At 65.8% G+C, this 22550-nt stretch carries 22 protein-coding genes; 5 read left to right on the top strand and 17 right to left on the bottom strand.

Translation table 11 applies throughout. The annotated features are described in order from the left end of the window. Positions 1 to 10 precede the first annotated feature (10 nt). From FHY18_RS04645 to hda, 3 genes are read left to right on the top strand one after another with little or no spacing between them, the layout of a single operon-like run. Complete coding sequence (locus FHY18_RS04645; RefSeq protein WP_259151855.1) at positions 11 to 1123, top strand: DUF2066 domain-containing protein; 1113 nt, start codon at positions 11 to 13, stop codon at positions 1121 to 1123. Further along, entirely contained in the window at positions 1120 to 2292 is a 1173-nt protein-coding gene (locus FHY18_RS04640; protein ID WP_259151854.1) for an AI-2E family transporter, read from the top strand. The genes FHY18_RS04645 and FHY18_RS04640 overlap by 4 nt, the downstream gene beginning before the upstream one ends. After that, positions 2289 to 2999, top strand: coding sequence for a DnaA regulatory inactivator Hda (gene hda, locus FHY18_RS04635; protein WP_259151853.1), 711 nt, complete (start codon positions 2289 to 2291; stop codon positions 2997 to 2999). The genes FHY18_RS04640 and hda overlap by 4 nt, the downstream gene beginning before the upstream one ends. Before the next feature lie 426 nt (positions 3000 to 3425). On the opposite strand, the gene murU is transcribed toward hda, so the two are convergent. The 4 genes from murU to FHY18_RS04615 all read right to left on the bottom strand — a co-directional run bounded on the left by murU (position 3426) and on the right by FHY18_RS04615 (position 7282). Next, on the bottom strand, positions 3426 to 4136 hold the full coding sequence (gene murU, locus FHY18_RS04630; RefSeq protein WP_259151852.1) for an N-acetylmuramate alpha-1-phosphate uridylyltransferase MurU: 711 nt from the start codon (positions 4134 to 4136) through the stop codon (positions 3426 to 3428). After that, positions 4133 to 5152: a phosphotransferase gene (locus FHY18_RS04625; protein ID WP_259151851.1), complete on the bottom strand. Its 1020-nt coding sequence runs from the start codon at positions 5150 to 5152 to the stop codon at positions 4133 to 4135. Before FHY18_RS04625 ends, murU begins: the two co-directional genes overlap by 4 nt. Positions 5153 to 5201: 49 nt before the next feature. Next, the gene (locus FHY18_RS04620; RefSeq protein WP_005993264.1) at positions 5202 to 5474 is read right to left on the bottom strand and encodes a GlsB/YeaQ/YmgE family stress response membrane protein; all 273 of its coding nucleotides are present in this window, start codon (positions 5472 to 5474) and stop codon (positions 5202 to 5204) included. Positions 5475 to 5788: 314 nt separating this feature from the next. Beyond that, entirely contained in the window at positions 5789 to 7282 is a 1494-nt protein-coding gene (locus FHY18_RS04615; protein WP_259151848.1) for a M20 family metallopeptidase, read from the bottom strand. 157 nt (positions 7283 to 7439) lie between these two features. Here FHY18_RS04615 and FHY18_RS04610 point away from each other — a divergent pair, with 157 nt between their 5' ends. Both FHY18_RS04610 and FHY18_RS04605 read left to right on the top strand, forming a co-directional pair. After that, positions 7440 to 7814 carry a helix-hairpin-helix domain-containing protein gene (locus tag FHY18_RS04610; protein ID WP_006452365.1) on the top strand — a complete coding sequence of 125 codons (375 nt, stop codon included), beginning with the start codon at positions 7440 to 7442 and terminating at the stop codon, positions 7812 to 7814. 214 nt (positions 7815 to 8028) lie between these two features. Further along, entirely contained in the window at positions 8029 to 8730 is a 702-nt protein-coding gene (locus FHY18_RS04605) for a HutD family protein (protein ID WP_259151847.1), read from the top strand. A gap of 370 nt (positions 8731 to 9100) precedes the next feature. Here FHY18_RS04605 and FHY18_RS04600 read toward each other — a convergent pair whose 3' ends face one another. The 13 genes from FHY18_RS04600 to sufC form a co-directional block, all read right to left on the bottom strand. Then, positions 9101 to 10717 carry a sulfite reductase flavoprotein subunit alpha gene (locus FHY18_RS04600; RefSeq protein ID WP_259151845.1) on the bottom strand — a complete coding sequence of 539 codons (1617 nt, stop codon included), beginning with the start codon at positions 10715 to 10717 and terminating at the stop codon, positions 9101 to 9103. Then, positions 10714 to 11688 carry an FAD:protein FMN transferase gene (locus tag FHY18_RS04595; RefSeq protein ID WP_259151844.1) on the bottom strand — a complete coding sequence of 325 codons (975 nt, stop codon included), beginning with the start codon at positions 11686 to 11688 and terminating at the stop codon, positions 10714 to 10716. Before FHY18_RS04595 ends, FHY18_RS04600 begins: the two co-directional genes overlap by 4 nt. A gap of 200 nt (positions 11689 to 11888) precedes the next feature. Beyond that, complete coding sequence (locus FHY18_RS04590) at positions 11889 to 12692, bottom strand: DUF4198 domain-containing protein (RefSeq protein WP_259151843.1); 804 nt, start codon at positions 12690 to 12692, stop codon at positions 11889 to 11891. A 172-nt stretch (positions 12693 to 12864) separates the two neighbouring features. Next, positions 12865 to 13380, bottom strand: coding sequence for a DUF2271 domain-containing protein (locus tag FHY18_RS04585; RefSeq protein WP_259151842.1), 516 nt, complete (start codon positions 13378 to 13380; stop codon positions 12865 to 12867). Between the two features lie 19 nt (positions 13381 to 13399). After that, positions 13400 to 14038 (bottom strand): PepSY-associated TM helix domain-containing protein, encoded by a 639-nt coding sequence (locus FHY18_RS04580; protein ID WP_259151841.1) that lies wholly within the window; start codon positions 14036 to 14038, stop codon positions 13400 to 13402. Between the two features lie 7 nt (positions 14039 to 14045). Beyond that, positions 14046 to 14804: a tetratricopeptide repeat protein gene (locus FHY18_RS04575; RefSeq protein ID WP_259151840.1), complete on the bottom strand. Its 759-nt coding sequence runs from the start codon at positions 14802 to 14804 to the stop codon at positions 14046 to 14048. Next, the gene (locus FHY18_RS04570; RefSeq protein ID WP_259151838.1) at positions 14797 to 15483 is read right to left on the bottom strand and encodes a Fe2+-dependent dioxygenase; all 687 of its coding nucleotides are present in this window, start codon (positions 15481 to 15483) and stop codon (positions 14797 to 14799) included. The genes FHY18_RS04575 and FHY18_RS04570 overlap by 8 nt, the downstream gene beginning before the upstream one ends. A gap of 56 nt (positions 15484 to 15539) precedes the next feature. Next, entirely contained in the window at positions 15540 to 17858 is a 2319-nt protein-coding gene (locus tag FHY18_RS04565) for a TonB-dependent siderophore receptor (protein WP_259151835.1), read from the bottom strand. A 337-nt stretch (positions 17859 to 18195) separates the two neighbouring features. Beyond that, entirely contained in the window at positions 18196 to 18525 is a 330-nt protein-coding gene (locus FHY18_RS04560; protein WP_259151834.1) for a non-heme iron oxygenase ferredoxin subunit, read from the bottom strand. Further along, the gene (locus FHY18_RS04555) at positions 18522 to 19061 is read right to left on the bottom strand and encodes a GNAT family N-acetyltransferase (protein WP_259151833.1); all 540 of its coding nucleotides are present in this window, start codon (positions 19059 to 19061) and stop codon (positions 18522 to 18524) included. Before FHY18_RS04555 ends, FHY18_RS04560 begins: the two co-directional genes overlap by 4 nt. Positions 19062 to 19266: 205 nt before the next feature. After that, entirely contained in the window at positions 19267 to 20511 is a 1245-nt protein-coding gene (locus FHY18_RS04550) for a cysteine desulfurase (RefSeq protein WP_259151832.1), read from the bottom strand. Further along, positions 20508 to 21770, bottom strand: a complete 1263-nt coding sequence (gene sufD / locus FHY18_RS04545; protein WP_259151831.1) for a Fe-S cluster assembly protein SufD — start codon at positions 21768 to 21770, stop codon at positions 20508 to 20510. Before sufD ends, FHY18_RS04550 begins: the two co-directional genes overlap by 4 nt. Then, positions 21770 to 22534: a Fe-S cluster assembly ATPase SufC gene (gene sufC, locus FHY18_RS04540; RefSeq protein ID WP_259151830.1), complete on the bottom strand. Its 765-nt coding sequence runs from the start codon at positions 22532 to 22534 to the stop codon at positions 21770 to 21772. The genes sufD and sufC overlap by 1 nt, the downstream gene beginning before the upstream one ends. Positions 22535 to 22550 lie beyond the last annotated feature (16 nt).

Genomic DNA, 22550 nt, shown 5'->3' with positions numbered 1-22550 from the left:
CGCTTACGCCATGGAACCGTCGATGCGCCGCAGTCTCGCTTTCTTTCTCGCCCTCGTGGTCGCCATGCCTGTGGTTCCGGCCCTTGCGCAGGCCGACCTGCGCACCGAAGGCGACGTCGCCAAGGCGCAAAGTGCCTACGATGCCGAAGTGCCGGTCAATAGCCAGGGCGAATCCGATCGCCCCGGTGCCCTGGCGCGCGCCTTGGGCGCGGTGCTGGGCAAGGTCTCCGGCGATCGCTCGGTGATGAGCCGCCCCGGTGTGCCGCAGGCGCTGCGCAATGCGCCTAACTACGTCGAACACTACGACTACCGCCAGGATCAGGGCACCTCGCGTACAGGTGCGCCTACCTTTCGTACCACCCTGGTCGCGCGTTTTCGCCAGTCCGATGTGGATGGCTTGATCGCTGCCCTCGGTTTGCCGGTGTGGCCGCTGCCGCGCCCCAAGCCGGTGCTGTGGCTGGCCATCGATGATGGCAGCGGCCCACGGCTGGTAGGTGTCGCCCAGGCCAATGCCGCACGCAGCGTGCTGGACCGTGCGATCGAGCGCGGGTACCGGCTCGGCCTGCCGGGCGGTGCGGCGGCCGAGCAGGCGCTGGCCGGTGCGATCTGGCGCAAGGACACCGCCGCGGTGTCGCGCGCGTCGGCCAAATACAGCCCGCCGATGCAGCTGATCGGCAAGCTCTACCGCAATGCGGCCGGCTGGACCGCCGACTGGGTGTTCGTGGACAACGGCAATGTGCTGTCCAGTTGGACCAGCAGCGACGGCGACGCGCGCCGCGCGATGGCTGCCGGTGCCGATGGCGCTGCCGATGCCTTGGTCAAGCGCTACGCCAAGCGCGTGGACTCGGGCGTGCCGGGCGTGTATCGCGCAGTGATCACCGGCATCCACAGCGCCGACGATTACCTGCGGGTTGCCGCTGCGCTGCAGGGCGTGTCGGTAGTGCGCAGCATTCGCCCGGTCAGCGCCAACGGCGACCGCATGGAAGTGGATCTGGAACTGCTCACGGGCATTTCCGGCCTCAACCGTATGCTCGGCGACAACAGCCCGCTGGTCTCGGTGTCGGTACCGACCGAGGGTCCGATCATTCTCGAAAACGAGCACGCCGAGTACCGCCTGAAATGACCTTGACTCCCGAAGCCGAAATCGCCCTGTTCCTGCGCCGCCTCAAATGGGTGGCGGTGATTGTCGGCGTGTTGTGGGTGGTATCGCTGCTATCCCCGATCCTGACGCCGTTCGTGCTGGCGTTGTTGCTGGCCTGGCTGGGCGACCCGCTGGTGGACCGCATCGAACGTGCCGGTCGCTCGCGCAACATGGCGGTGTCGCTGGTGTTCGTGCTGGCACTGCTGTTGTTCGTGCTGGCGCTGATGATTCTGGTGCCGATGATCGAGCGCCAGATCATGACCCTGATCGACGCCTTGCCGCAGATGCGCACCTGGGCGATCAGTACCGCCATTCCATGGCTGGAAGCCAAGACCGGCGTGGAGCTGATGGGCTGGCTGGACCCTGAGCGCCTGATCGACTGGATCCGCAGCCATTGGGAACAAGCCGGCGGCGCTGCCAAGACCTTCTTCGGCTACGTGCAGCGCTCGGGCTTTGCGATGGTGACCTGGGTGATCAACCTGGCGCTGCTGCCGATTCTGGCGTTCTACTTCCTGCGCGACTGGGACCGGCTGGTCGAGCGTGTGGCGGCGGTCATCCCGCGCGCCTATATCGGCACCGTGAGCCGGCTGGCGCTGGAATCCAATGACGTGCTCGGCGGCTTCATCCGCGGCCAGTTCCTGGTGATGCTGGCGCTGGGCGCGATCTACGCCACCGGCCTTTCGATCATCGGACTCAACCTGGGTTTGTTGATCGGCATCATCGCCGGCTTCATCAGCTTCATTCCGTATCTGGGCGCAACCACCGGCATTGTGCTGGCACTGCTGGCTGCGGTCGTGCAGGCGCAGGGGCTGGATCTGAAGCTGCTGATCGGCGTGGGCGTCGTGTTCACCGTCGGCCAGTTGCTGGAAAGCTACGTGCTGACACCGCGCATCGTGGGCGACAAGATCGGCCTGCATCCGGTGGCGGTGATCTTTGCGGTGATGGCCGGCGGCCAGCTGTTCGGCTTTCTCGGCATGCTGCTGGCGTTGCCGGTGGCAGCGGTGGCCAACGTGCTGCTGCGGTATGCGCATGAGCAGTACACCCGCAGCGACCTGTATGCCGGCGAGCGCGCGGGCATCGTGCTGCAGCCCAGCACCGCCGAGCGCAGCGTCATCATCGTCGACCCGACCAAGGACGCAGATCGGTCGTGAGCGTGCCGCAGTTGCCATTGGCGTTGCGCGCGCCATCCGACCAGCGTTTCGATAGCTACATCGCCGCGCCCGAGGGCCTGCTTGCGCAGCTGCAGGCCCTGGCGGCCGGGCAGGTGAGCGATTGGCTTTATCTTGCCGGCCCCGCCGGCACCGGCAAGACGCATCTGGCGCTGGCGGTGTGCGCGGCGGCCGAGCAGGCCGGGCGCGCAACCGCGTATCTGCCGCTGCATGCAGCAGCCGGCCGCCTGCGCGATGCGCTCGAAGCATTGGAGGGGCGCAGCCTGGTTGCACTGGATGGCGTGGACAGCATCGCCGGCCAGCGCGACGACGAAGTGGCGCTGTTCGATTTCCATAATCGCGCACGCGCCGCCGGCATCAGCTTGCTCTACACCGCACGGCAGATGCCCGATGGCCTGGCGTTGGTGCTGCCGGATCTGCGTTCGCGGTTGTCGCAATGCGTCCGGATCGGACTGCCGGTACCTGACGACGCGGCGCGCGCGGCCGTGCTGCGCGACCGTGCGCAGCGGCGTGGGCTGGCGCTGGACGATGCAGCGATCGACTGGTTGCTGACGCATAGCGAGCGCGAACTTGCCACGTTGGTGGCCTTGCTGGATCGGCTGGATCGCGAATCGCTGGCGGCCAAGCGCCGCATCACCGTGCCGTTCCTGCGGCGGGTGCTGGAGGATCGCGGCTCTTCGATCAGCTGACGGAAGTACGACGCTCAGCGCAAGGTAGGCGCGGGTTGCTTCGCACTTCGCTTCAGCACATCTAAATCAGTGTCCAGGCACTTGAGGCACTACACCTGAAAGCTTGTAGTACGGCTGATCTGCGGGCTGGTTGCAGGGCCCTTGCCCGCCCACCATCGCGGGACACGCCGCAAGTACGTACATGTAGGCTCCGGCGCGGCATCCATGCCGCTCAGGGTCCCGCGACGGTGAGCGGGCAAGCACCAGTCACGTTGGTTGGTGCGCATGGTCTGCGTTGTGTCTCGCGGGCGCCTGCAATGCAGATAGATCGGTTGCGGAGCGGCTGATCTGCGGCTTGGCTGCAAGGGCGATCGAGATGGTCGGTGTGCGTGGTGCAAGCAATGCACGATGCGCGGCTGGCTGGCTGGTTGCGGCGCTTGGTTGCGATCAGCCGCCGTCGCGCAGCAATTGCGCATCCAGCTCCGCCAATCGCTGCGGCGTGCCGACATCGGTCCAGCGCCCGGCATGGTGGATGCCATCGATCAGCCCTGCCGCCATTTGCGCGCGCAGGATCGGCGCCAATGCAAACCGCGGCGCCGCGCCGGTCTGCTCTGGCAAGTGGCCAATCACCGATTGCCAGTCGTGCAGCAGCGCCGGTCGATACATGCCGATGCCGGAATAGGTAAGCGTTGCGGGCAAATCTGCATGTACCTTGCCATCGGCGTCCAGCGCAAAGTCTGCGCGCTCCGCATACGCGGGGCGATCGACCAGCACCAACTGCGCCAGTCCTTCGGGTGCATGCGACAGGCGGGCAAAGTCGAAATCGGTCCAGATATCGCCATTGACCAACAGGAATGGGGCGTCGCCCAGCAACGGCAACGCATGCAGCATGCCACCGCCGGTTTCCAGCGGAGTGGCGCCCTCGAAGGAATACGTCAGACGCAGACCGAATGCGCTGCCGTCTCCCAGCGTTTGCGGAAACTGCTCGGCCAGCCATGAAGTGTTGATCACCACCTCGTCCACGCCCAACGCCGCCAGCTTGCGCAGATGCCAGACGATCAATGGCGTGCCGCCGACCGACAGCAAGGGCTTTGGCATGTGTTCGGTCAGCGGGCGCATGCGCTCGCCAAAGCCTGCTGCAAAAATCAGCGCCTTCATGCGTCTGCCTTCGCTGCCCGTGCTGCCAGTGCGGGTTTGACTACTTCGTCCAGCAGCGCGATCAGCGGAGCCAGCTCGGCGTAGCGCGGCAGTACTTCGTCCAGATATGCGATGAAGCGCGGCACGTTGTCCAGATACCAATGCTTGCCGTCGCGATGGCTCAGGCGCGAAAAAATACCCAGGTTTTTCAGGTGTCGCTGCACGCCCATCCAGTCCGCGTCGCGCAGAAATTGCTGCAGCGGCGGCACCGGCAAGCCGGCCGCCTGCGCACGTGCGTGATAGCGCGCCAGCCAACCGTCGACGCGTGCGATCGGCCAACTGACCGAGGTGTCCTTGAACAGGCTGATCGGGTCGTAGGCGATCGGCCCGATCACGCAATCCTGGAAGTCCAGGACTGCCGGGCCATCGGGCACCGGCATCAGATTGCGCGGCATGAAGTCGCGATGGGTGAACACGCGGGGCTGCGCCAGTGCGTTGTCCATCAAACGCCGTTGCACCAGTTGCAACTGCTCGCCCTGCCTGCAGTCCAGCTGCACGCCAAGATGGCGGCCCAGGAACCATTCTTCGAACAGGCCGGCATCGCGCTGCAACAACGCCTCACCGAACACGCCGCTGTCGGCGGGCGGCGGGATCCGTTGCAGCAACAGCAATTGCGCGATTGCGCCATCCAGCAGGGCGTCGGCATTGGCGTCGGTCAGCACCTGCGCCAGCGTCGGTACGCCCAGGTCTTCCAATAGCAGCAAGCCGATCTGCAGGTCCTGTGCCAGCACGTGCGGCACGCGGACTCCGTGCTCGCCCAACAGGGCGTGCATGCGCAACCATGGGGCCACGTTTTCAAGCTCCGGTGGCGCATCCATCAGGATGCGATCGGTGCCGCGCCCCTGCGTACGCCAGTAACTGCGAAAGCCGGCGTCGACCGACGCGCGTTGCAAGGTGGCAGATGGATCATCCAGCGCGCGTCGCGCCCATTGCAGGCGCAGCGCGTCGCGCGCAGGGTCAGAAGGCGATACCGTCATGTGTCGTGGTTGCATCAGGGAGTAGAGGGCAAAGCGCGTCTTGCGGCGGTCAGCGTTTGCTGCCGCTGAACAAGCGCAGCAGTGCAAGGATGGCGATGGCGCCGAGCAATGCGCCGAGGAAGCCGGCAGGCTCGCCGGCGTGATACCAGCCCATGTAGCGGCCAAACCAGCTCGCCACCACCGCTCCAGCGATGCCCAGCACGATGGTCAGCAGGCAACCCAGGCGCTGCGTGCCCGGCGTGATGAAACGCGCCAGTAGGCCTACCACAAATCCCACCAGCAGAATGTAGAGCCAGCTGTCGCTACCAAACAAGGTGTTCATCGCAGCACCGAAGGCGAGAGGGATCGGCAGACTAGCATTTCGGATGGCGGCGACCTGCGCCGCAAGCGCAGTGCCGGCGACGCTGATGGGATGCCTTCAGCAAGGGCTTTCGCAATGCCGCAGCAGCGCCGCCCCACAGTGCCGGTGCAGGTATCGGCATTCAACCGGATGCTCGATCCCCCAGCTCCGGTCCTGGCGGGCCGGGAGCTGGGGAAGGGGCCGCTGCCCCCTCGCCGCTGCTGCCTGGTTCGATGCGATTGCAATACCAGGCCTGACGTCAGCGCACGCCCTCGGCCCGCAGCGGTCTCACGGCCTCAACAGCAACCATGTCCACCATGACGGGTACCGCTGTCGGCCGCCACCGGCGAGCCGCTGGTTTCGCCGCGCAGGCAGGCCGCGTGATGCTCGGCGATCACCTTCGACACGCAGGCAGTGACGCGCTTGCCCATCGGGATGTGCAGGAACTCGTTCGGGCCATGCGCATTGGAATGCGGCCCCAGCACGCCGGTAATCATGAACTGCGCGCCCGGGAACTTCTCGCCCAGCATGCCCATGAACGGAATCGAGCCGCCTTCGCCCATGTACATCGCCGGCTTGTCGAAGAACGCCTGGCTTGCATCGTCGATGGCCTTTTCCAGCCAAGGCGCCATGGCCGGGGCATTCCAGCCGGACGAGGCCTTTTCCAATTCCAGCGTGACCTGCGCGCCATTCGGAGGGTCGCGCAGCAAGGCCTGCTTGAGCAGCTCGCCGCAGGCCTTTCCGTCGGCGGTGGGCGGCAGCCGCAGCGACAGCTTCACCGCCGTTTGCGGACGCAACACATTGCCGGCCGAAGCCAGCGGCGGCATGCCGTCCACACCGGTGATCGACAGCGCCGGGCGCCAGGTCCGGTTCAAGACCAGCTCGGTGAGGTCCTCATGCATCGGCACCAGGCCATCGACCATCGGGAACTTGTCGAAGATGGCGGTATCCAGCGTTGTTGCCGCGGCCTTGGCCTGGGTCAGTCGCTCCTCCGGCACCTCCACGTGCAGCCCCTCCAGCAGAATGCGGCCCGTGGCCTCGTCTTCGATGCGAGAAAGCAATTGCCGCAGCAGCCGGAAGCTGGACGGCACCACGCCAGAGGCATCGCCCGAATGCACGCCTTCCTCCAGCACCTTCACGCTGAGGTTGCCACCGGTCAGCCCGCGCAGCGAGGTGGTGCACCACAGCTGCTCGTAATTGCCGCAGCCCGAGTCCAGGCACACCACCAGCGACGGCTTGCCGATGCGCTCGGCCAGATGATCCACATACGCGGGCAGATCGTAGCTACCGGATTCCTCGCAGGCTTCGATCAGCACCACGCAACGCGCGTGCGGCAGACCCTGGGTGCGCAGCGCCAGAATCGCAGCCAGAGAACCGAAGATCGCGTAACCGTCGTCGGCGCCGCCGCGGCCATACAACTTGTCGTCGCGCAGCACCGGCTCCCAGGGGCCCAGGTCGGCGTCCCAACCCGTCATCTCCGGCTGCTTGTCCAGATGGCCATACAGCAACACGGTGTCGTCGCCGGACTCCGGACCCGTGGCAGGGATCTCGATGAAGATCAGCGGCGTACGGCCGTCCAGGCGCACCACCTCTACCTGCATGCCATCGATGGCCTGCGCACGCGCCCAGGTTTCCATCAGCGTCACGGCCTGCTCCATATAGCCGTGGGCCACCCAATCGGCGTCGAACATCGGCGATTTGTTGGGGATACGGATGTAATCGACCAGCTGCGGGACGATCTCGCGGTCCCAGGTATCGCTGATGAATTGGTCGATCTTGGCGCTGTCCATGAAGGCTCCGAATGCGTGACGTAATGACACATTCTACGCCCGAGGCCAGGGGTAGGGATTTCCCTACAAGGCGGCGCGCAGTTCACCGGCTGTGTGAAAAGTTCGTTGGCGATAGGATTGCTGCATGTGGCGCGGGACACTGGCTCCGCCGGCAGGAATGCTGGCTAGGACCATCACCCAAGCCACAAGGAGCGTTGCAATGAAGTCATTTACCGTAGTCCTGAAGTCCCTGCTACTGGCGTTGTTGTTGTCCTCGAATGCGTACGCGCTCGACAAGGTCGATATCAACACCGCGTCTGCTGAGGAATTGGACAAGGTGCTGACGAATGTCGGGCGATCAAAAGCCGAGGCAATCGTCGAGCACCGTCAGGCAAACGGTCCCTTCAAAAGTGCCGAGGAACTGGCACTGGTCAAGGGCATCGGACTCAAGACGGTCGAACGGAATCGAGACCTGATCGAAGTAGGAGCCACGATGGCTCCCGCCAAGAAGGCTGCCAAGGGGGCGGCGGTGAAACCGGTGGGACGGCGTTAAGGGGAAGGGATCCGAGATACGGTTCGACGCGAGGATGCGTGGCCGCAACCTAACTGGACAGGATGTCCGGGGGATGGCTGGAAGCCGACAAGGACGTGGAATCGCCCGGTGTTGCACTTGGATGTGCAGCCGGGCGTTTTTCGTTTCAGGGTGTGTCGCTCTGCCACGTGGCCTTGGCAGGGCTTGAGTGCCGGGCTTCGGGCACAATGCGCCGATGCAGCTGACAGACCTGAGCAGCCGGGTGATCCCGGCCACCGAGTACCGCCGCGAGCGGTGGCGCAATCAATTGGGTTGGACACGCGAGATCCTGCGGCTCGGGGAACCCGAGGCCTGGGTATTGCGGCTGTCCATTGCCGAGATTGAACGCGATGCTGCGTTTTCTGCATTCCCGGGGATCGATCGCGAACTGGTGCTGCTGCACGGAAACGGGATGCGGCTGCAGTTTGGTGCTGGCGTGCTCGATCCGGGTGATGGCGCTGCTCATGAGGATGGCCTGATCACCGGCACAACCGATGGCGATGGTGTCGACGCAGGCACTGCCGGCGCCGCGCGCGTGGTCGAGTTGCTGCCGCCTTACCAGCGCGTCCGATTCGCTGGCGAGGAGGCCGTCGATGCGCGCTTGCTCGATGGGCCGACGCAGGATTTCAATCTGATGTGGCGCCGCGATCTGCTGCATACCGAGCTCCTGCATCGCCCCTTGGTCGGCACGATGCTGTTCTTCGCGGATCCGGGCAGCGCCTGGGCCATCCACCTGCTGGCGGGCCAGGCCAGCTTTGGGCGCGACAGTGAACTGCCGCCGCTGGCTGCCGGCGATACCGCATGGCTGAGTGCATCGACGCGCACCCGTTACGTGCTCGAGGGCGGCGGCGAGCTGCTGGCGATCCGCGTCAGTCCGCGTGCCGGAACCTCTGATTAGCTGGTCCGGGCAGCCAAGCATGTTCGTACATGCATCGAACGGCTGGGGGTGCGAGTCCAAGTACATCCGATTTGGGCCCAGTGGCTAGCACGTCGGATTTGACGCGCCTCTTCCGCATTGCCTGCCTCCAGGCGTCAGCGATCTTGCATGCATGCATGCAGCAGCGTGACAGTGCGGAGCATGGTTACCGGCGAACGAGTATTGCTGCATGTCGGATTCAGAGACCTTGAAAGTGGCCGATTGCATGAGCTGCAACGTTGAGGGAAGCATCGCGGGCGGTGTCGGATGCCGTCGCTGCCGCGCACCGATTGCCACCGATCGTAGCGCTCCACGGTGCCAAGTTGCGATGCTCAGCCTGCATGGTTGCCGTTCAATACACGTCGCGACGGTAGCGGCCGCTGCGTAGCAGTTCTTGCCTGACGTCGATGCCCAGCAGGATATCGAGGGTGCTGTCCACGTCGGCTGCCATGCCGCGCAGGCTGCCGCAGAGATAGATGCAGCCACCGCGGTCGAGCCACTGGCGCAGGCTATCGCTGGCAGCGGCCAATGCATGTTGTACGTAACGCACCGCTGGGGTGTGGTCGCGCGAATACACAAGGTCCAGACGCGCGATCCAGCCAGCGTGTTGCCACTGCTGCAGTTCTTCGGCATACAGCGCATCGTGCGCGGCATTGCGTTCGCCGAAGATCAGCCAGTTGTCGCTCGCCCCGACCGCGATGCGTGCGCGTAGATGGGCGCGCAAGCCGGCGATGCCGGTGCCATTGCCGATCAGCAGCATGGGGTGCTCGGGTGCTGGCGGATGGAACCCCGGATTGCTGCGCAGGCGCAAGGCGATCGTCGCGCCGACGGGAGCATGCACGCACAGCCAGCCACTGCCGATCCCAAGATGCCCGTCGGCATGCCGGTGTTCGCGGATCAGCAGTTCGGCGTAGCCTTCCTCACTGATCGATGCCAGCGAGTATTCGCGATGCGGCAGCGCGAGCAGGCGATGCACCAAGGCGGTTGCATCCGATGACGTCGTGGCCGCCATCTGTGCATCGGTCGGCAGGTGCGAGCGGCCAAGCCAGGCGCGCAGCGTACGACCGTCGACGATGTCTGCGCCGTCGCGTCGATGGCGCTGCAACCATGCCTCGACACTTTCCGGAGCGTTTTCCGGTGCGATCTCGGCGATGTCGCCGGCAACCCATGGCGGCAGTGTGCCATCGATCGGCGTGAGACGCAGTCGATGGATCGGTGCGCCTGCGCTGCCTGGATTGACGTGGACGCGTTCGCGCAGCTGCCAGGCGGCATAAGTCGGCACGCTCCAGTCGGGCTGCGTCGCAAGGGCAGGCGCCAATGCCGACAGGCGCTGTTGCCACTGCTGCAATGCGCGCGGGTCGGCATTGTCGACCTCGATGCGCTCGAACAGGCGGGTGCCGCCGCGCGCCTGCAGGCGGTCGTCGACCTGCCTGCCGAATGCGCAGAACTGGGTATAACGGCGATCGCCAAGCGCCAGCACCGCGTATTGCATGGCGGCCAGATCCTGCCCGTTGTCGGCGAACCAGTGACGCACCGCAGCCTGCGCGTGATCCGGGGCGTCGCCTTCGCCCGTGGTGCTGACGATGCACAGCAAACGTGGCACGCGCGCGAGCTGCTCTGCACCCACTGCTTGCAGCGGCAATGCATGGACGCCGATGCCTGCCGATTGCAAGGCAGCGGCGCTGCGTTCGGCCAGTTCGCGTGCGAACCCGGTCTGGCTTGCCCACACGATCAACACGCCGCTGCTGTCGCCGTGCGAGGTGTCGGCGCGAGCCCGGCGGCGCAGGAAGACCGCAGCGCACAGCACGGCATACGCGGCCATCCCGACAGCGGCCCATTGCCAACGATGCGGTGTGGGCGCGGCCCACCACGCACCGTCATGCAGGCGGGCAAGCCATCCGACAAGCGCGGCCAATAGGAGCAGCGCCATCCCGTTACCCATCCACACGCGTGGGCTCGCGACACTCATGACGCCGCCAGATTCCGCTCGAATGCGGGGCTCATCGCTTCGTGCAAGCTGCCATCGTGGCGCGTCAGGAAGCGCACTGCCAGGTCGGTCCTGGCGGCATGGGCGAGCCCGGCGTCGGTGCCGAGCACGGTCATCGCGGTGGCCCAGGCATCGGCCTGCATGGCGTCGCGTGCCAGGACGGTGACGGCGGCAGGCGCGTGCGGAATCGGCGCTCCGGTCCGTGGGTCGAAGGTGTGCGCGTAGCGCATGCCGTCGGCATCGAAGCGGTGCCAACGATCGCCGGATGTGGCGACTGCCAGCCCGTCCAAGGCAAGCACACGTGTCGGCAAGGCAGCGCCGGCGTCCTCATCGGGCGCGGATTCGACCAGTACACGCCATGCGCTGCCATCGGGTTTGCGTCCATAGCCGAACAGTTCGCCGCCCACGTCGATCAAGGCGTCCTCGATGTCGGCCTGTCGCAATGCATGGTGTACGCAGTCCACTCCGAAGCCTTTGGCGATGCCGGACAGATCCAGTGCGACAGCGCCGGGTTGCAGCAACCGCCTGCCATCCAGTTGCAGGCGTCGCCAACCACAGCGCAGGCGCGCCTGCGCGATCTGCTCGGGCGAGGGTACGCGTCGCCGGCCGCCAGAGGCGCCAAAGCCCCACAGCTCGACCATTGGCCCGACCGTAGGATCGAACGCGCCGTCGCTGGCCTGGGCAATCTGCAGCGCGGTGCGCAGCACGCTGAAGAAGTCGTCGGGCAAGGTCTGCCAGTCACCTGCTGCGGCACGGTTGTAGCGGCTGATATCCGAGTCCGCTTCCCAGGTGCTCATTTGCGCGACCACACGGTCGAGCGCCGCCTGGATACGCGCATGCAGGGGATGCAGGTCGCGCGCACGCGGCGCTACCAGCTTGACGCTCCAGGTCGTGCCCATGCTGCGCCCGCCCAGGGAGGCAACGGCGTCGTCTGCGGAAGAAACTGGATGCATGTGTGGACCGTTCGAGCAGGCGCTGCCTGAAGCAGCCATGGTGACGCGCGAACGTGCCGTTTGCATCACGCGGTCTGTCCTTGAGGCAGCAGGGATGCGCAGGCTGATGCTCCGCGCTGTGCACCCGCCAATGGCATGTGTCGCCACCACAGCGCCACTACACTGACCATCCGGTCAACGCAGTGGCGTGCGTGCGGCGATTACTGCGGCAACACTTCCAGTGTGGCGACATAGCCAAGACGGCGTTGCTTTGCCTGCGGCAGCGAGGTCTTGCTGTCTTCGCTGGTGGTTTCCAGCCAGTACATGCCCGGTTCCGGCCACGTCACGCTGAAGCCGCCCTTGGCGTCGGTCTTGAGCTTGATCTCGTTCTGCGCATCGCGATAGCGCGTGCCGCCGCGCACGATCTCGATCTCCAGCCCGGCTGCCGGCTTGCCGTCCAGCTGCAGGGTGAACTGCGCCGCTTCACCTGCGACCAGATCGTTGGGGTGGGTCACCGGAATCAGCTCGATGCCCTTGCCGCTGGGCTTGAGCGCTGTGGTGGTCGGCGCGCCACGGGTCACGAAGGTTTCCACGCGATTGAGCGATTGCGAGACCTGCAATTCCTGCGCGTTCTTCGGCACTTCGGTGGCAAAGCTGGCCTCGTTGCCGCGCCAGCGCTTGGGCTTGCCGTCTTCCTTCCAGCTGGCGAACAGCCCGGCATTGATGATGGCGAGCTTGTAGGTGCCGGGCTGGGTGAGCTGCAGGTCGAACACGCTGCGGTACTTGCCGGTGGCCGGATTTTCCGGCTTGAGCGCGCTGCCGTCGGGCGCGGTGATGCTCAGGTTGTCCAGGCGCAGCGGCACGTGGTTGAAGTAGAACAGGTCGTTGGACACTGCCGCATCGACGGTGATCCACGGCGCCTCGCCGGCGATGACGGTCTGCGACGGCAGCAACCAGGCCTTGTGGGCGAGTGCGCTGACCGGTAGTGCGGCGAGCATGGCGATCAGGACGAGCGAACGTTTCATGACAACTCCTTGAAGGACGATGAGGACGGTGGGTCACGTGTCTGATCAGCGCGCAGGTGTGGCGCTGCGTGGATGCGTGGAAAGCGATATGTATCTGGCAACGCGATGCACTGCGCCGTTGCGCCGTGGTCGGCCGCGTACGCTGCGTGCGGCCGCCACCAGCAGGTGACGCTCAGGGTTTGGCGACCAGGCTGACGGCACCGAGTTCGCTGCTGCCGCTGGCCTTGGCGGTCTGCGCAGACTTCGCCGGCCAGCTGAAAGGCACCTTGACCAGTTCGCGGCCGCCGACTTCGCGCGCGGCTTCCACCACCAGCGTGTACTGGCCGGCCGGCAGCGACTTCAGCACGCCCTTGGTATCGGTGAACGACAACGCGTGCGCGCCGGCAGGCCGGGTGGGGCCGGTCACGCCGTCGACCGGTACCTCCAGCGTGCGGCCGCTCTTGCGCCACCACTGGCGCAGATCCGGCAGCCACTTGGTTCCGTGGCCTTCGGCGGTGTCCTTGGATTGGTACCAGACCGCCAGATTGGCGGCGACCTTCTGGTCTGCGCCTTCCAGCCAGATCGCCACGTACGGGCGGTGGTATTCGGCGACAGTGAGCTTGGGGATCTCGACGTTGATGTCGAGCGTGGCCGCATACGCCGGCATGGCGAGCAGGCCGCTCAGAGCGATAGTCAGGGTGGCGCGCATGATCGTCTCCGGTAAAAGGTCAGTGGATCAACAGCAAGGCAATCAGCAGCGGAATCAGCAGGCCCAGGCCGACCAGCGGCCAGGTCATGCTGCGCTGACGCGCATGCAGGTGCAGCAGGAACAGGCCGGTGATGCAGAACACCAGGCAGGCGATGGCGAACACGTCGATGAACCAGCCCCAGGCCGGTCCGGCGTTGCGGCCCTTGTGCAGGTCGTTGAGATAGGCGATGGCGCCGCGCGAAGTGCGCTCGTATTCGATCGCGCCGCTGCTGCGGTCCAGGCTCAACCAGGCATCGCCACCGGGGCGGGGCAGCGCGAGATAGACCTCGTCGGGCGACCATTCGCCGTTGCGCGTGCCGATGCTGATCTCCAGCTCGCGTCCCAGCCATTGCGCCACGCGCGGCGGCAGCGGTGCATCGCCGTCCTGGCGCGTGCCCAAGGCCTTCAGCAGCGCTGGCGGCAGGGTGAGCGTGCGGTGTTCGGTGGACGGGCTGGCCTCGATACGCGCGGCGTGATTGAGGGTGAGCCCGGTGACCGTAAACAGCAGCATGCCGATCAGGCACAGCGCCGAGCTGATCCAGTGCCATTGATGCAGCAGGCGCAGCCAGAAACCGCGGCGTTGCTGGGTGGTGGCAAGGGTCTGGTTCGACGTCGACATGGCGTGCTCAGGCCGCGGTTGCTGCGACGGATGCCTGCAGTAGCGATTGTCGCCTCGCCACGTCGCTCAGCAATGCACGCAGACGTGGCTGCGTTGCACCCGTCAGCAGCGGCGTGAGTTGTTGCAGGAAGCCGGCATGTCCGCCTGCGATCGCAGACCGCATCCAGTGCTCGGCCTGATCGATGTCGCCATCGTCTGCCAGCAAGGTGGCGTAACTGGCCTGGCCGCGAAAATCGCCTGTTTCGGCAGCACGGCGATACCAGTTGCGCGCTGCGAGTGGATCGGCATCGCAGGCCAGCCCCTGGTCGAGATAGCGCGCCACGAAATTCATCGATTTGGCGTGACCACGCTCGGCCGCGGTGCGATACAACGCCAATGCCTGCGCGTGGTCCTGCGCCACGCCACGCCCGGAGCCGTACAGATGCGCGAGGTTGTACATGCCCCAATCCAGCCCATGCTCGGCGGCGCGGCGATACCACAGCGCGGCCAACACGATGTTGCACGCCGTGCCGAAGCCCAGTTCGTGGCAACGCCCCAGTTGATTCATCGCTTCCGGATGCCCGGCATTGGCGGCCACTTCGTACCACAGCATCGCCATGGCCGGATCGGCGGGAACGCCGCGACCTTCCGCGTACAGCTGCGCGAGCAGCAGTTGTGCATTCAATTCGTGCCCGGCGGCTGCCTTGCGCAGCAGCGCGATCGCTTGATCGGGCTGTGTCTGCAACAGCGCCATCAACAGGGCCGGGTCGATCACAGGCTCAGACATCGGCCCACTGCCGCAGCAGGTTGTGATACACGCCGGTGAGCTGGATCAGCGATGGATGCCCGGGCGTGTCCTGGGTCAAACGACGGATCGACACGTCCAGTTCGAACAACAGGCGGCGCTGCGCATCGTCGCGCAACATGCTCTGGGTCCAGAAGAACGCGGCGACGCGGGTGCCGCGCGTTACCGGCATGACCTTATGCAGGCTGGTTCCGGGATAGATCACCAGGTGCCCGGCCGGCAGCTTCACCGACTGCGTGCCGAAGGTATCTTCGATCACCAGCTCGCCGCCGTCGTAACTGTCCGGGTCGCTGAGAAACAGCGTGCCCGAGACATCGGTGCGTACCGGCTCGGCACCACCGCGGCTGCGGTCGTAACGCACCGCGTTGTCGACGTGGTACCCGAACGACTGCCCGCCGCTGTAACGATTGAACAACGGCGGATAGATCCGACGCGGCAGCACCGCGGAAAAGAACGTACTGCTGCGCGAAAGTGCGTCCAGTACCAGTGCGCTGGCTTCGCGTGCGACCGCGCTGTCTTCGGGCAGCTGCGCGTTGTCCTTGGCCTGCGCGGATTGATGGCCGGCAGTGATGCGGCCGTCCGCCCAGTCGGCCGCGTCCAGCCGTTCCCGCAACGCGCCAAGTTGTGCGGGAGTGAGGACATCGGGAATGGGCAGCAACATGCGGTGGTCTCCACGCCGCCCGCAGCATGCGGACGGCGTGTCAGTGGGGCAGTGGGTCAGAAACTGAAGGTGGCGCTCAACACCGCCGAGCGACCTTCGCCCGGAAGCGCCCAGCCACTGCCGGCGGTCACGGTGCCGGCCGCGTTGACAGTGAGGTTGTTGCGCACGCTGGTGTAGTACTCCTCGTCGAACAGGTTGTTGACGTTCAACTGCAGGCTGAGCCAGTCGTTGACACGCAGGCCGACCATCGCGCGGTGCACCCAGTAATCGTCGGTCTTGATGTACGCGGCCGCCGAGGAATTGTTCGGATAGAAACCGCCCTGGTAGGTGACGCCGTAGCCGAAGGTCCACTGGTTGAGCGTATAGGTGGTCCAGATGTTGCCGGCATTGCGCGGGGTCTGCACCAGCTCGCGTCCGGCCACCGGGTCGCCGGTGAGGCTCTCGGTGCGGTTGGACACGCTCTGCAGCACTTCGCTGTCGAGGAAGGTGTAGTTGGCGAAGATCGACCAGCGCTCGGTCAGGTAACCGGCCGCGCCGAGCGCGATGCCGTCCACACGCGCCTTGCCGTCCAGCACCTGCTCGGGGATCAGCGGATCGCCGCTGTTGACCTTGTAGTTTTCGCGCTCGTTGCGGAACAGCGCAGCGGTCAGCGCCAGGCGCTGGTTCAGCACGTCCCACTTGCCGCCCAGCTCGATGTTGACCGCCGTTTCCGGCGCGACGTTGCAGTTGGCACCGGCGGTGGCGGTGGCGATCGGCGTGCACGAGCCGTTGACCGAGGCCTTGGACGGCGTCTTGCTGTTGGCGTAGGACAGATACAGGCTGGCGTTCTCGACCGGCTTGAACACCAGACCGGCGCGATACGAGAACAGGTCCTCTTCGCTGCCGGCCGGGAAGCCCGCGCTTACACCGGTGACGTTGCCGGCGGCATTGACGGTGTAGGTGGTGCTGTCGCCTTCGTTGTGTTCGTAGCGGCCGCCCAGGTTGAGCATCCATTGCTCGTTGAACTGCAGCGTGTCGAACAGGTAGACCGCCTGATTGGTCAGGCTGCCCTTGCTGTGCCCGGTGCGGAAGTAATTTTGCGGCCCGGTCCAGATGTTGTACGGATTGTCGAAGGACTGCACCGGGTAGGTGATGCCGGTGGTGGAGCCATCGGCATTGCGGAAGGTGGTGCCGCTATCGAGTTCGAAGTCTTCCTTGCTGAAGGCCACGCCAGCGACCACGCGGTGCTCGATGGCGCCGGTGTGCAAGGTGGCGGTCAGGTCGGTCTGGCTGTGCGCGATGAAGTTTTCCGTCTCGCGCACCAGGCCGCGCGGGCCGCTGTTGGGGTTCCAGCTGGCCGCTGGCTGGCCGACGCAGGCGCGGCCGGTGTACGGGTCGGTGCCGTTGGGCAGGCACCAGGTGCCCTGCGGTGCAGTGGCATTGGTGGTCTGGTCGACGCGCTGCACGCGCGCCAGGCTGCGCAGTTTGACGTTGTCGTCGAAATCCATTTCCAGCACGCCGGTCAGCATGTCCACGTCGATTTCCTGACGCGAGGTATTGCGATACCCGAAGAAGGTCTCCGGGTCCACGCCGGGCAGCGGGCCGTCGTTGAACGGGCTGAGCGCGAACGGCACGCCGTACTGCGGCAGGTTGTTGTCGTGCTGGTGCAGGTAGCTCAGGGTGAAGCGGGTATCCGAGCCCAGGCCGAACGCCACCGACGGCGCAAAGCCCCAGCGATGACGGAATTCCTCATCGCGTCCCGGCACGTCCTGGGTGTGGCCCATCGCGTTCAGGCGCACGGCCGTGCCGTTGTCGAAATCGTAATTGCTGTCGGCGGTCAGCCGGCCATAGCGGTCGCTGCCGCCACCGACCACGACGTTGGTGAAATCGCCCTGGCCGGCAGTCTTGGTCACCAGATTGATGTTGCCACCGACCGAACCGGCGCCGGACATGGCCGAGTTGGCGCCGTTGATCAGCTCCACGGCCTCGAGGTTGAAGGTGTCGCTACGGCTGTACTGCGCGCTGTCGCGCACGCCATCGGTGGTGATGTCGCTGCTGGCGGTGAAGCCGCGCAGGTTGATGCTGTCGCCATACCCGCCGCCGCCTTCGCCCGCGCCGAAGGTGATACCGGGCAGCGTGCTCAGCACATCGCGCAGCGACAGCAGGTTCTGCTGGTCCATGGTCTGCTTGGTGACGACCGTGATGGTCTGCGGCGTGTCGCGCAGCGCTTCGGTGTACTTGGGCGAGGACGGTTTTTGCGCACGTTCCTGCTGTACCCGGATGGCATCCAGATCCACCGCGCCCGGAGGCGCTGGCGCATCGCCGGGCTGGGCGAACGCGGGAGCGGACAGGGTCAACAGCACGGCCGAGGTGAGCGGGGAAATCCTGGGAGTCATGAGACGTCTCGAAAAGGAAAGCGATGCTCCGGCCTGGCGGCGGCTCGGCGGATGCGGAAGGGTGTGCGTGCGTCGCTAGCCCGTCGCGTCCGGCTGGCGTCCACCGTGCACGCCGGCGCGCCGCGCTGGAAAGCGCAGGCGAACAGGACGCAGATCGAAGATGTCGGACAGTGCAGGGCGCATGGGATCGCAGGGCAGGTCAGATGTTAAGAAGACCTGAAGGGCTGCGATCTTAAATGCAAATCATTCTTCTTTGCAATCCTTACCGAACGCACGCGCAGGCGCTGAAGCAGATGGCGGCCCCCAGCCTGCCCGGTCGCGAGCCGAAACCGCCGTCTCAGCGGTCGTCGCGGGTCCAGATGCCGTCGTGCTCGCGCCTGACCGGGAACTTGGGCACGGCGGTGTAGGCGGGCGCGCACAAGGGCCGGCCATCGCGCACATCGAAGCGCGCGCTGTGCAACTGGCATTCGATGGTGCCGGCGACCGGGTCGAAGCTGCCGGGCGACAACTCGTAGTCTTCGTGGCTACAGCGGTCTTCCAGCGCGTACAGCTGGCCGTCGAGGTTGAACACCACGATCGGCGCGTCGGTGACCTCATCCCAGACGGTCTGCAGTTCGCCGGGCAGCAGCGCGTCGCTTGCGCAGACGAAGGTCCAGGTCTGGCTCATGGCGCGGCGTCGGCCAGCGACTTTTCCAGCACTTCGAACCGCAGATCCTGCCGCAGCGGCACGCCGAAGCGCTCATCGCCATACGGGAACGGTTTGACGATGCCGGTGCGGCGGTAACCGCGTCGTTCGTAGAAGGCGATGAGTTCGTTGCGCACATCGATCACGGTCATGCGCATCACCGGCAGCTGCCATTCGGCGGCGGCGATGCGCTCGGCCTCGGCCAGCAGCGTCTTGCCCAGGCCGCTGCCCTGCAGCGACGGGTCCACCGCGAACATGCCGAAGTACCCCGCACCATCGTCGTCGGCGATATGGGCGCACGCCAGCAGGCGCCCGTCCTGTTCCACCAGCAACACCAGGCTGCGCTCGCGCAGGATGTCCTGACGCAGCACGGCCGGATCAATGCGGGCACCATCGAGAATGTCCGCCTCGGTGGTCCAGCCCACGCGGCTACTGTCGCCGCGATAGGCCGAGGTCACCAGCTGGACGAGGGCGTCGATGTCATCGACGGTAGCGGTGCGGAAGGTGGTGGTCTGCATGGGAGCAGTTTAGCGGGAGTCGGGATTGGGGATTCGTAAAAGCGCAAGAACGCTGTTTCTTGCGCGGTGTGGGATGTTGGGACTGGGGCGTTGCTCTGAGTCTTGTCATGGGTACGTGCGCCAACGCACGGAGGTCTGGCGCACGCGCTGCAGGGTAGCGAAGGGGTCTTGCGAATCCCCAATGCCGAATCCCCAATCCCCGCCTTCAACCCAGCAGGCGACGCACCTTCACCAACGCGGCAACAAAGCGCTCGATCTCGTCGTGCGTGTTGTAAAAGGCCAGCGATGCGCGACAGGTGGCGGCCACGCCGTAGTACTGCAGCAGCGGATGCGCACAGTGCTGGCCGGAGCGCACTGCCACGCCTTCCAGGTCGAGCAGGGTGGCAAGGTCGTGCGAATGCGCGCCCTCGATCAGGAACGACACCACTGCGGCCTTGTCGGGCGTGGTGCCGAAGATGCGCAGGCCATCGATCCGCTGCAGCTCTTCGGTGAAGTGCGCCAGCAGCTCGGCTTCGCGCGCTTCCACGTGATCGAGGCCGAGCGAGTCAAGATAATCCACCGCCGCGCCCAGGCCGATGAAGCCGGCGATGTTGGGCGTGCCTGCTTCGAACTTGTGCGGGGCATCGTTGAACACCGTGCCCTCGAAACTGACTTCCTTGATCATCTCGCCGCCGCCCAGGAACGGCGGCATGGCCTGCAGATGTTCGCGGCGTGCCCATAGCGCGCCGGTGCCGGTGGGGCCGCACATCTTGTGGCCGGTGATGGCGTAGAAATCGCAGCCGATGCCGGCCACGTCGATACGACGATGCGGCGCCGCCTGCGAACCATCCACCACGGTGACGATGCCGCGCTTGCGTGCCTCGCGGCAGATCTCGCGCACCGGATTGACCGTGCCCAGCACATTGGACACATGCGTGATCGCCAGCAGCTTGACCTCCGGCGTCATCGCCTGGCGCAAGGCGTCCAGATCCAGCGCACCGTCCGGCGTGATTTCGGCCACGCGGATGCTGGCACCGGTACGCTGGGCCACCAGCTGCCACGGCACGATGTTGGCGTGGTGCTCCATGCGTGAGATCAGGATCACATCGCCGGCGCCCAGGCGCGGCAACGCCCAGGAATAGGCCACCAGATTGATCGCAAAGGTGGTGCCGCTGCACAGCACCAGCTCGTCGGCGCGCACATTGAGAAAGCGCGCCAGCTTGCTGCGCGCGCCTTCGAAGGCATCGGTGGCCTCGGTGCCCAGCGCATGCACTGCGCGGCTCACGTTGGCGTTCTGGCGCCGATAGAACTCATCGGTCGCGGCAATCACCTGCAGCGGCTTCTGCCCGGTGTTGGCGTTGTCGAAATAGATCAGCGGCTTGCCATGCACCTGCCGCATCAGCAGCGGGAAATCCGAGCGCACGCGCTCCCAGTCCGGCGCGGCCAGTTGCGTGACGGCGGGCGCGTTCATGCCACGCCTGCCGAGATCAGTGCGCGGTCCAGCTGCAGCGCCAGCACCGCTCCCAGTGCGCTGGGCAGCATGCGCAGCGGCTCGTGGCAGAACGCGGCGCTCAACAGGCGCTGCGCTTCTGCCTGCGGCAGGCCGCGCGAGCGCAGATAGAACAAGGCGTTGTCGTCGAGCTGGCCGACGGTGGCGCCATGCGCGGCCTGCACTTCTTCGGCATCGATCACCAGCACCGGCTGGGTGTCGATCTCGGCATTGGCCGACAGCAGCAGATTCTTGTTCGACAGTCGCGCGTCGGTGCCGTCTGCGCCGGGACGGATGTTGATGCCGCCGTGGAAGACCACCCGGCTGCGATCGGCGCCCACGCCGCGCCAGACCAGCTCGCAGCTGGTGTCGCGTGCGATGTGCGCGATGCCCAGGCGTGTGTCGATATGGCGGCGGCCGTTGCCGAGCAGCACACCATTGGCGGTGAGCTGGGCATTGTTGCCCTCCAGGCGCACGTTGAGCTCGTGGCGCGACAGGTTGGCACCCAGTTCCAGATCCACGCGCTGGTAGCGCGCGTTGCGCGCCAGCACCGCATCGGTGCGCAACAGCGACGTTGCGTGCGCACTGTCGGCCTGCACGCGCGCATGCGACAGCGCCGCATCCTGGGCCAGATGGACATGCATCAGGCTGTTGTGCAGATGCGCGGCATCGCCGACATGCAGGTGGTGCTCGACCACGTTCAGCGTCGCACCGGCGCGCAGTTCGATCAGGTGGCGGTGGTGCCAGGACAGGTCGTGCTCGCCGGCCACACCGATGAAGACCAGATGCAGCGGCGCCTCGATCTGCGCGCCTTCCTGCACGCGCACCAGCACGCCTTCGTCGGCAAGTGCTGCATTGAGGCGCGCAAAGATTTCGTCGCTGCCTTCGAAACGGCGGCCGAGTAATTGCTGGGCGTCATCGCCTGCAGCCAGCGACGCGGACAAGGTGTCCAGCTGCACGCCATCCGGGAGCGTCGACAGGTCGCTCAAGGCGTCGGATGGGCGGCCGTTGACGAATACCAGCCGCGGCGACGGGATCTCGTCCAGCAGCGCAGCATCGATCAACGTCGGCACCAGCGGGGCCGGCTGAAAACTACGCCGTTCCAGCTGGCGCAGCGAGGTGTATTTCCACGCTTCGGCGCGCGGGCCGGGCAGGCCGGCCTGCAGCGCAGCATCGAGCTCGGCGCGGCGCGCATCGTTGCCACAGAAACCGCGGGCCAGGGAGTCGAGCAGGGCGCTCATCAGGCGGCAACCTCGGGCACCACGCGGTCCTTGAGGAAGTGATAGCCATGTTTTTCCAGCTCCAGCGCCAGTTCCGGGCCGCCGCTCTGCACGATGCGTCCTTCGGACAGCACATGCACCACGTCCGGGGTGATGTAGTCGAGCAGACGCTGATAGTGGGTGATCACCAGGAACGAGCGCTCCGGCGAGCGCAACGCGTTGACGCCGTCGGCCACGCTCTTGAGCGCATCGATATCCAGGCCCGAATCGGTTTCGTCCAGGATGGCGAGCTTGGGCTCGAGCACGGCCAGCTGGAAGATCTCGTTGCGCTTCTTCTCGCCGCCGGAGAAGCCTTCGTTGACGCCGCGATGCAGCAGCTCGTCCTTCAGGTGCAGCACGGCCAGCTTCTGCCGTACCAGCTTGAGGAACTGCATCGAATCCAGCTCGTCCTCGCCACGCGCCTTGCGCTGTGCATTGAGTGCGGCGCGCAGGAAATAGGTGTTGTTGACGCCGGGAATTTCCACCGGGTACTGGAAGGCCAGAAACAGGCCTGCTGCCGCGCGTTCTTCCGGCGGCAGGTCGAGCAGGTTTTTGCCTTCGAACTGTACGGTGCCGGCGCTGACCTCATAACCGTCGCGCCCGGCCAGCACATTGCCCAGCGTGGACTTGCCCGCGCCGTTGGGCCCCATGATGGCGTGCACCTGGCCCGGCTGGATGTCCAGCGACAGGCCCTTGAGGATGTCTTTGCCGGCGATGCTGGCGTGGAGGTTGTTGATCGTAAGCATGGGATTGGTCATTCGA

The organism is Xanthomonas sp. 3793 (assembly GCF_024806835.1).
GTDB classification, from domain to species: domain Bacteria; phylum Pseudomonadota; class Gammaproteobacteria; order Xanthomonadales; family Xanthomonadaceae; genus Xanthomonas; species Xanthomonas arboricola_F.
This window is presented reverse-complemented; position numbering and strand designations above follow the sequence as displayed.